The 8532-nt window shown below is 64.0% G+C and carries 8 protein-coding genes; 5 read left to right on the plus strand and 3 right to left on the minus strand.

From position 1 onward, the window contains the following. Window positions 1–432 (plus strand): nuclear transport factor 2 family protein (locus AAG799_RS21015; protein ID WP_341898924.1); only part of this gene is annotated, 432 nt, incomplete at its 5' end. A 40-nt stretch (window positions 433–472) separates the two neighbouring features. Further along, complete coding sequence (locus AAG799_RS21020; RefSeq protein ID WP_341898926.1) at window positions 473–1144, plus strand: SOS response-associated peptidase; 672 nt, start codon at window positions 473–475, stop codon at window positions 1142–1144. Between the two features lie 14 nt (window positions 1145–1158). On the opposite strand, the gene AAG799_RS21025 is transcribed toward AAG799_RS21020, so the two are convergent. After that, entirely contained in the window at window positions 1159–1911 is a 753-nt protein-coding gene (locus tag AAG799_RS21025) for an SDR family NAD(P)-dependent oxidoreductase (RefSeq protein WP_341898928.1), read from the minus strand. Window positions 1912–2023: 112 nt separating this feature from the next. Between AAG799_RS21025 and AAG799_RS21030 the strand changes: the two genes are divergently transcribed. Both AAG799_RS21030 and eutC read left to right on the plus strand, forming a co-directional pair. Then, window positions 2024–3412: an ethanolamine ammonia-lyase subunit EutB gene (locus AAG799_RS21030; protein ID WP_341898930.1), complete on the plus strand. Its 1389-nt coding sequence runs from the start codon at window positions 2024–2026 to the stop codon at window positions 3410–3412. After that, entirely contained in the window at window positions 3405–4139 is a 735-nt protein-coding gene (gene eutC / locus AAG799_RS21035) for an ethanolamine ammonia-lyase subunit EutC (RefSeq protein WP_341898932.1), read from the plus strand. The genes AAG799_RS21030 and eutC overlap by 8 nt, the downstream gene beginning before the upstream one ends. On the opposite strand, the gene AAG799_RS21040 is transcribed toward eutC, so the two are convergent. Both AAG799_RS21040 and AAG799_RS21045 read right to left on the minus strand, forming a co-directional pair. Continuing rightward, window positions 4129–5556, minus strand: coding sequence for an FMN-binding glutamate synthase family protein (locus AAG799_RS21040; RefSeq protein WP_341898933.1), 1428 nt, complete (start codon window positions 5554–5556; stop codon window positions 4129–4131). The genes eutC and AAG799_RS21040 overlap by 11 nt on opposite strands. 132 nt (window positions 5557–5688) lie before the next feature. Then, window positions 5689–7080 (minus strand): class II fumarate hydratase, encoded by a 1392-nt coding sequence (locus tag AAG799_RS21045; protein WP_341898934.1) that lies wholly within the window; start codon window positions 7078–7080, stop codon window positions 5689–5691. 318 nt (window positions 7081–7398) lie between these two features. On the opposite strand from AAG799_RS21045, the gene AAG799_RS21050 reads away from it, so the two are divergent. Continuing rightward, window positions 7399–8451: a methyl-accepting chemotaxis protein gene (locus AAG799_RS21050; RefSeq protein WP_341898936.1), complete on the plus strand. Its 1053-nt coding sequence runs from the start codon at window positions 7399–7401 to the stop codon at window positions 8449–8451. Window positions 8452–8532 lie beyond the last annotated feature (81 nt).

An 8532-nucleotide genomic window follows, 5' to 3' on the forward strand; every position in this document is an offset into this window, starting at 1 on the left:
GCGGTACAGACCCGCGACGGCAAGGGCTTTGCCGCGCTGTTCACCGAAGACGCCGTCTATCACGATGTCTTCTACGGGGCCTTCCATGGCCGGCAGAAGATCGCCGAACTGGTGGACGACTGGTTCTACCGCACGGCGGAAGAGTTCCGCTGGCATCTGCACGATCCGGTCGGCAACGGCACCACGCTCTATGCGCGCTACACCTTTTCCTACAAATCGCTGCTGCCCGAAGCGCAGGGCAAGCGCGTGATGTTCGAGGGCGTGGCGATCTTCACCCTGAAAGACGGCCTGATTGCCGATTACCGCGAGGTGGCCAATGCCGGCCCGGCCCTGCTCGATCTCGGCTTCGCACCCGAGCGGGTGGCGAAAATCCTCACCCGCGCCGGCGCCGAACTGAAAAGCCGGCCGGAAGCGCGGCCTCATCTGAGCTAGGCTCTGGCCCGACTCGGGCACGGTCCGCTATCTAGAAGGCATGTGCGGACGCTTCAGCCAGACCAAGACCCTCGACGACCTCGCGGCTTTTTTCGAGCTGTATGAGCTGTTCCAGAAGCCCAACCTGCAGCCCCGCTGGAATATCGCGCCGACGCAGGCCACCGCCGTGGTGCGGGCCCAGGCCGGCAAGCGCGATATCGCCCTGCTGCGCTGGGGCTTTGCCGGCCCGAACAATGCCCCGCTGATCAACGCACGCGCGGAAACCGCCAGCAGCAAGCCGACCTTCGCGGATGCCTTCGCCCAGCGGCGCTGCCTGATCCCGGCCGACAGCTTCTATGACTGGCAGGCCGTCGAAGGCCAGAAGCAGAAACAACCCTGGCGCATCGGTCTCAAAGGCGGCGGGCTGTTCGCCTTCGCCGGCCTGTGGCAGCCCGAGCCGGCGTTTGGCAATGCCGACTGCTTCACCATCCTGACCACCGTAGCGAATGACTATCTCAGCAGCCTGCATGAACGCATGCCGGTGATCCTGCCGCGCGAGCAGTTCGGCCTGTGGCTTGATCCGGCCACGCCGCGCCCGATCCTGCAGCGCCTGATGCAGAGCTATCCGGCCGCCGAGATGGCGCGCTATAGGGTCACGCCGGTGGTGAATGGCGTGAAGACGGACGGGCCGGAATGCTTCGCGCCGCTCAATGCCGCGCTCAAGGTCGCTTAAGACAGCACCCCTACTTAAGACAACAGCTGGCCGCCATCGGCCGCCACGGTCTGGCCGGTGACCCAGCTGGCTGCATCGGAGCACAGGAACAGCGCCACATTGGCCATCTCCTCCACCCGCCCCATGCGGCCGAAGGGAATGTTGCCCAGCATCCTGTTATAGAGCGCCGGATTCTCGGTCTTGGCCTTGTCCCAGACACCGCCCGCGAATTCGATGGAGCCCGGCGCCAGGCAGTTCACCCGGATATTGCTTTTCGCCAGGTTCAGCGCCTGGGTCATGGTCAGCTGGACCAGGGCTGCCTTGATGGCGCCATAGGGCGGATTGCGCCCCGTGGGGATCAGGGCGGCAATGGACGAAACATGCAGGATGCTGCCGCCACCGGCCTTCTGCAGATGCGGAATGGCCGTCTGCGAGGCGCGCACGGTGCCCATGAGATCGACATTGATCGCGGCAGCCCAGCCCGCCTCGTCATCGGTGGTGCCGAAGCCCGAGGCATTGTTGACCAGGATGTCCAATCCACCCAAAGCGGCGGCGGCGGCCTCGACATAGCCGATCACCGCCGGGCCATCGCCCAGATCGCAGGATGCCGCATGCACCTTGGCGCCTGTCTGTTTCAGTGCCGCTTCAGCGTCGCGCAGGCCGGCCTCGCCGCGCGCGCAGATCGAAACCGCAGCGCCCTCTTGCGCGAAAGCCAGCGCAATCGCCCGGCCGATGCCGCGGCTGCCGCCCGCCACCACAACGCGTTTTCCCCTGATGCCGAGATCCATGTCGCACTCCCTTGCTGCCGATCAGCTTGGCCCGGCTGAAAGCGCCCTGCAAGCCGTTGGCGGTTCTGGTATGCTTCTTGCTGAATTCAGTCGGACCCCGAAAGGCGATCTGATGCCCGGCTTCGCCGCCACACTGAATGGAACCCGTTATGCCTTCGCCGATCTGAAGGCGCTGCTGGCCTGTGCCTCGCCGCTGCGCTCGGGCGACCAGCTGGCCGGTGTTGCCGCAATCAGTGACGAGCAGCGCGTGGCGGCCAAAATGGCGCTGGCCGATCTGCCGCTGCGCCATTTCCTGACCGATGCCCTCATTCCCTATGAACAGGATGAGGTAACGCGCCTGATCCACGACAGCCATGACGCCGCCGCTTTTGCACCGGTGGCGCATCTTACGGTCGGCGAATTCCGCGACTGGCTGCTGTCCTACCAGGCCGATACGGCAGCCCTGGCGAAGCTGGCGCCGGGCCTGACGCCGGAAATGGTCGCCGCTGTGTCCAAGCTGATGCGCAACCAGGACCTGATTGCGGTGGCGGCGAAATGCCGGGTCATCACCGGCTTCCGCACGACTCTGGGCCTGCCCGGCCGCCTGGGCAGCCGCCTGCAACCCAATCATCCCACCGATGATGCCGAAGGTATCGCTGCCGCTTTGCTGGATGGCCTCCTGTTCGGCATCGGCGATGCGGTGATCGGCATCAACCCGGCCACCGACAGCGTGCCCGATGGCATCCGCCTGCTGGACATGCTGGAGACCATCCGCACGCGCTTCGATATCCCGACGCAAAGCTGCGTGCTGGCCCATGTCACCACCTCGCTGCAGATGATGCAGCGCGGCGCGCCAATCGATCTGGTGTTCCAGTCCATCGCCGGCACCGAAGCCGCCAACAAGGGGTTCGGCATCGATCTTGCGGTGTTGCGCGAGGCACAGGATGCGGCGCTGTCGCTGAAACGCGGCACGGTCGGTAATAACGTCATGTATTTCGAGACCGGACAGGGTAGCGCCCTCTCGGCCAACGCCCATCACGGTGTCGACCAGCAAACCCTGGAAGTGCGCGCCTATGCGGTGGCGCGGGCGTTCAAGCCGCTGCTGGTCAACACCGTGGTCGGCTTCATCGGCCCGGAATACCTGTTCGATGCCAAACAGATCATCCGCGCCGGCCTGGAAGACCATTGCTGCGGCAAGCTGCTCGGCCTGCCGATGGGCGTGGACGTCTGCTACACCAACCATGCCGAGGCCGACCAGGATGACATGGACAGCCTGATGACCCTGCTGGGTGCGGCCGGGGTGAATTTCCTGATCGCGGTGCCCGGTGCCGACGATGTGATGCTGAATTACCAGAGCCTGTCCTTCCATGACGTGCTCGGCCTGCGGCATCTGCTGAAGCTGCGACCGGCGCCGGAATTCGAGGCCTGGCTGGGCCGCATGGGCATGCTGAGCGATGATGGCCGCCTGCCGCCGCCAAGTGCCGACAGCGCCGCGCTGCGCCGCCTGGTTTCTTATGAATGATGTAACGAAAGACATCTGGGCGCGTTGGCGCGGCACCACGAAAGCCCGCATCGGGCTGGGCCGTAGCGGCGATGCGCTGCCCACCGCGCCATTGCTGGAATTCCAGGCCGCCCACAGTCGCGCCCGCGATGCCGTGCATGGCGCTGTCGATTTCGCCGCGCTGGCGGACACGCTGCAGCCTCATCCCGCCATTGCCGTACATAGTCAGGCACCGGATCGCGCCACATACCTGCGCCGCCCCGATCTCGGCCGGCGTCTCGATCCTGCCAGTGCCGATGCATTGCCGCGCGCCGATTACGATGTGGCCTTTGTCGTTGCCGATGGCCTGTCGGCGCGCGCCGTGGAGACCCATGCTGCAGCCGTGCTGCGGCTCTGCCTGGAAAAGCTGGCGGACTGGCGCATCGCGCCCGTCGTGCTGGCCGGACAGGGCCGCGTCGCGCTGGGCGACGAAATCGGTGAGCGGCTGAACGCCGCCGCGGTTGCCGTGCTGATCGGCGAGCGACCCGGTCTTTCAGTGGCAGACAGTCTGGGAATCTACCTGACCTGGGCGCCGCGCAGCGGACGCGCCGATTCAGAGCGCAACTGCATCTCGAATATCCACGCGGCCGGCATGAGCCATGCGGCAGCCAGCGACCTGCTGGTCTGGCTGCTGCGCGAAGCCCGCCGCCGCAAGCTCAGCGGCATCGAGCTGAAAGTCGATCCCGCCGCGGCCCTGCCTACAGCATAAGGTCGCCGCCATTGACGCGCACATGCTGGCCTTTCAGCTCGCGCACCGACTTGCAGCCGCAAGCATGGGCGATGGCCTCCACGTCATGCTGCACCGCCTTGGCGTAATTGGCGACACGCACTGCCTTCAAGGCGGGGTCGAGGCCACGCATGAAGCGCGGATCGTTCGAGGTCACGCCGGTCGGGCAATGGCCGGTGTTGCATTTCATCGCCTGGATGCAACCGAGCGAGAACATGAAGCCGCGCGCGGAAACCACATAATCGGCGCCCATGCATAAGGCCCAGGCTACCTTGTCGGGCGTCAGCAGCTTGCCGGAGGCGACCAGGCGGATGCGCGTGCGCAGGTCATAGGTGCGCAGCTTCTGCGCCACCAGCGGCAGCGCCTGCACGATCGACTGCCCGACATAATCGGCCAGCGGCGCCGGTGCCGCGCCGGTGCCGCCTTCGGCGCCGTCGATCTGGATGAAATCCGGTGCCTCCACGCGATGCTGGCTCAGATAGTCGAAAAACTCGTCGATGAATTCAAAGCTGCCGACCGCCATCTTGATGCCGACCGGCTTGTCGACGATCTTGCGCACGCGGTTGATCATCGCGACCAGCGAAGGAATGTCGGTGATGTCGCGATGCCGGCTGGGCGAGATCGACGCCTTGCCGGCCTCGATGCCACGAATGCCGGCAATCTCCGGCGTCACCTTCGATCCGGGCAGGATGCCGCCACGGCCCGGCTTGGCGCCCTGGCTCAGTTTGATGCAGAACATCTTCACCTGGGGCAGCGCGGCGATCTTGAGCAGGCGCTCTTCATCCAGGTTGCCGTCCTTGTCGCGCACGCCGTATTTCGCGGTGCCGATCTGGAAGCAGATGTCGCAACCGCCCTTCACATGATAGGGCGACAGGCCGCCCTCGCCCGTATCCATCCACACACCGGCCATCGCCGCCCCTTCCGACAGCGCGGTGACGGCAGCCGATGACAAGGCGCCGTAGCTCATGCCGGAGATATTGAAAAAGCTTTTCGGCTTGTAGGGATTGCCGACGATGTCCTTGCCGATCCAGCGGCCGGAGTAGGTTTCGGCCTCGTCGTCATTGATCGGAAAGGCGGAGTGCAGGAAATAGATATGGCCCGGCTGTTGCGCATCCACTTCGGAACCAAAGGCAACGTAGTTCGACACGCCTTTGGCAGAGCGGTAGACCCAGGCACGGGTCAGGCGGTTGAACGGGCGTTCTTCCCAGTCGGCGGTGAACCAGTACTGGCGAAAATACTCGCCCATATTCTCCATGATGTAGCGGAAGCGCCCGTAGATCGGGAAATTGCGCCGGATCGCGTGATCGCGCTGGATCCAGCGGTCATAGATGTAATACCAGCTCATCGTGCCTGCACCGAGCAGCACGATGGCGGCCAGGACATACCAGACCATCATCATTCTCCAACCCCTTCACGCCGCCTCATACCGGACGACTTGGTCTGCATTCTAGCACAATCAGGAATAGCGGGCCGGGATTAACATTCGATAACAGGGGTTTGATGATCTGGAGACAGCCGATGTAGCGCGGCCTTACGGCCGGGGCCCCAGCATGCTGCGCGGATCGGCCAGGCGGTCGTAATCCTCAGCCGTCAGCAGGCCAAGCGCCACTGCGGCCTGTTTCGGGCTGATCCCCTCGGCAAAGGCCTTGTTGACGATCTGCGCCACCTTGTCATAGCCCAGATGCGGGTTCAGCGCGGTGGCCAGCATGATCGAATGCTCCACGTTGCGCTGCAGCGTGGCGGTATTCGGCTCGATGCCGGCCACCATGTCGCTGCCGAACACGGCAGAGGCATCGGCCAGCAATTCGATCGAGCGCAGCACGTTATGCACGATCACCGGCTTGGCAACATTCAGTTCGAAATGGCCCGCGGCGGCGGCGTGGGTCACCGTCACATGATTGCCCATCACCTGGTAGCAGACCTGCAGCAGCGCCTCGGCCAGGGTCGGATTGCGCTTGCCCGGCATGATCGATGAGGTCAGGCCATCATGCGGCAGCACCAGTTCGGCCAGGCCCGCGCGCGGACCCGAGCCGAGGAAGCGGATGTCATTGGCGATCTTGGCCAGCGATACAGCGAGCGTGTTCAGCATGCCGCTGGCTTCCACCAGCGCATCATGCGCACCCATGCCCTCGAACTTGTTCGGGTTGGCGACAAACGGCAATCCGGTCAGCTTGGCCAGGGCCGCTGCAAAAGCAGTATCGAAACCCGCCTTGGCATTCAGCCCGGTGCCCACCGCCGTGCCGCCCTGCGCCAGCGGATATAAACGCGCCAGGGCCTCCTGCGCGCGCGCAACACCCAGCTCGACCTGCCGCGCCATGGCGCCAAAGCCCTGACCGAGCGTCATCGGCGTGGCATCCTGCAGATGCGTGCGGGCGATTTTCGCAATATCGGCCCAGGCGGTAGCTTTTGCAGCGAGCTGTTTGTGCAGGCCCTGCAGTGCCGGGATCAGGCGCTGGGTGATCTCCAGCACGGTGACGATATGCATCACGGTCGGGAAGCTGTCATTCGACGACTGGCCGCGATTGACATGATCGTTCGGATGCACCGGCTTCTTGGTGCCGAGTGGCTGACCCAGCAGTTCGTTGGCGCGGTTGGCGATCACCTCGTTGGCATTCATGTTGGTCGCCGTGCCAGACCCGATCTGCCAGACCGGCAGCGGGAAATGATCGTCGAACTTGCCATCCGCGACTTCGCGCGCCGCTTGCTGGATCGCATCGACGATTTCGGCCGGCAATTCATTCAGGCCGGCATTGGCCTGCGCCGCCGCCAGCTTCTGCAACCCGATGGCATGCACCAGCGCCGGTGGCAGTTTCTCGCTGCCGATGCGGAACAGCGTCAGCGCCCGCTGGGTCTGCGCGCCCCAGTAGCGGTCGGCCCGAACCTCGACGGTTCCAAAAGCATCGCGTTCCTGGCGGGTGGACATGGCGGAGGATCCTTTCTGTTATGCCGGTAAAGATAGGGCACTGCGGCAACCGGCATAACTATGCCTAGGTATTACCCAAAGATGGCAGGCAGATTGCACAATATTACGGCATGCCTGTGGTTCCGCAGGCTAAACGCCCGCTGCCCCCTGCCCATCCCGTCTTCAATCTGAATACAATAATGAAACTCAATGCGAGTCCCGCCATCACCTTTATCCTTAGGAACGAGACGTGACGACCGACACCGATCCCGCGCCCGCACGGCATGTATCCTGCATTGAGTCCCCCGTCTCGCTATCCATCCAGAGTTTATAAAAACAATGACTGCACAGGCTCATCATCTGCAGGTTCATCAGCTTATCGACGGCATTGAACGCGACGTCCAGGAATTCGGCGCCAATAACGAAGATATCGCCTTCCAGACCACGCTGCTGGCGCTGAATGCCTCGATCGAGGCGGCGCGTGCCGGCGAGGTCGGGCGCAGCTTCGCCGTGGTGGCGCAGGAAGTGAAGGCGCTGGCCAACCAGGCCTCGGAGAATTCCAAGCGCTTCCGCGACGTGGTGCTGACGCGCATCAATGAATCGAAACGCGCGGCGGAAACCATCGTCGACCAGATCGTGAAGGATCTGGAAGGCCCGCGACTCAGCGACATGGCGCAGACCATGGTGCAGCTGATCGTGCGCAACCTGTATGAGCGCACCTGCGACTGCCGCTGGTGGGCGACCGACGATGCCATGTGGCAGGCGCTGGAGAATCCGTCCGACGAACTCCATGCCCGCGCCGGCGAGCGGCTCGGCATGATCAACCGCTTCTACACCGTGTATCTCAACCTGGTGCTGGCCGATGCCAAGGGCCAGATCGTCGCCACCTCCAATCCGCAGCAGTTCCCACGCGCCGCGCGCGCCAATGTCTCGCGCACAGCGTGGTTCCAGCAGGCCATACAGTCGCGCAGCGGCGACGACTATATCGTCGACGACATCAGCCAGAGTGGCAGCCATGACAACAAGGCGGTGGCGGTTTATTCCGCCGCGGTGCGCAAGGGCGGCCAGATCCATGGCGATCCGATCGGCGTGCTGGGCGTGATCTTCGACTGGGACAAGCAGGGCAAAAGCATCGTCAAGGATGAACCCAGCTTGAGCCCGGAGGAATGGCAGCGTACCCGCGTGCTGCTGCTGGATGCCAAGCGTCGCGTCATCGCATCCTCGGACAACCAGGGCATCTACCAGCCCTTCGCGATCCAGGACGAAGGCAAGGCGCGCGGCTATTACTATCAGCCGGACGGTACGCTGGTCGCCTTCGCCCGCACCATCGGCTACGAGACCTATGACGGTCTGGGCTGGTATGGCGTGATCAGCCAGAAGCCCACGGCTTAAGGCTTACGCCACAGCCAGGTCAGTTCGTGCTTGTTGTGATGCAGGTGCAGCAGCCGGCTGCCCGGGATCGCGGCAAAGGCC

The organism is Ferrovibrio terrae (assembly GCF_943371255.1).
Classification (GTDB): domain Bacteria; phylum Pseudomonadota; class Alphaproteobacteria; order Ferrovibrionales; family Ferrovibrionaceae; genus Ferrovibrio; species Ferrovibrio terrae_B.

What these genes read in the sequence shown, in the direction of transcription:
- AAG799_RS21020 (WP_341898926.1), top strand. Translation starts at nt 473, where the DNA reads ATGTGCGGACGCTTCAGCCAGACCAAGACCCTCGACGACCTCGCGGCT.
- AAG799_RS21025 (WP_341898928.1), bottom strand. Translation starts at nt 1,911, where the DNA reads ATGGATCTCGGCATCAGGGGAAAACGCGTTGTGGTGGCGGGCGGCAGC.
- AAG799_RS21030 (WP_341898930.1), top strand. Translation starts at nt 2,024, where the DNA reads ATGCCCGGCTTCGCCGCCACACTGAATGGAACCCGTTATGCCTTCGCC.
- eutC (WP_341898932.1), top strand. Translation starts at nt 3,405, where the DNA reads ATGAATGATGTAACGAAAGACATCTGGGCGCGTTGGCGCGGCACCACG.
- AAG799_RS21040 (WP_341898933.1), bottom strand. Translation starts at nt 5,556, where the DNA reads ATGATGATGGTCTGGTATGTCCTGGCCGCCATCGTGCTGCTCGGTGCA.
- AAG799_RS21045 (WP_341898934.1), bottom strand. Translation starts at nt 7,080, where the DNA reads ATGTCCACCCGCCAGGAACGCGATGCTTTTGGAACCGTCGAGGTTCGG.
- AAG799_RS21050 (WP_341898936.1), top strand. Translation starts at nt 7,399, where the DNA reads ATGACTGCACAGGCTCATCATCTGCAGGTTCATCAGCTTATCGACGGC.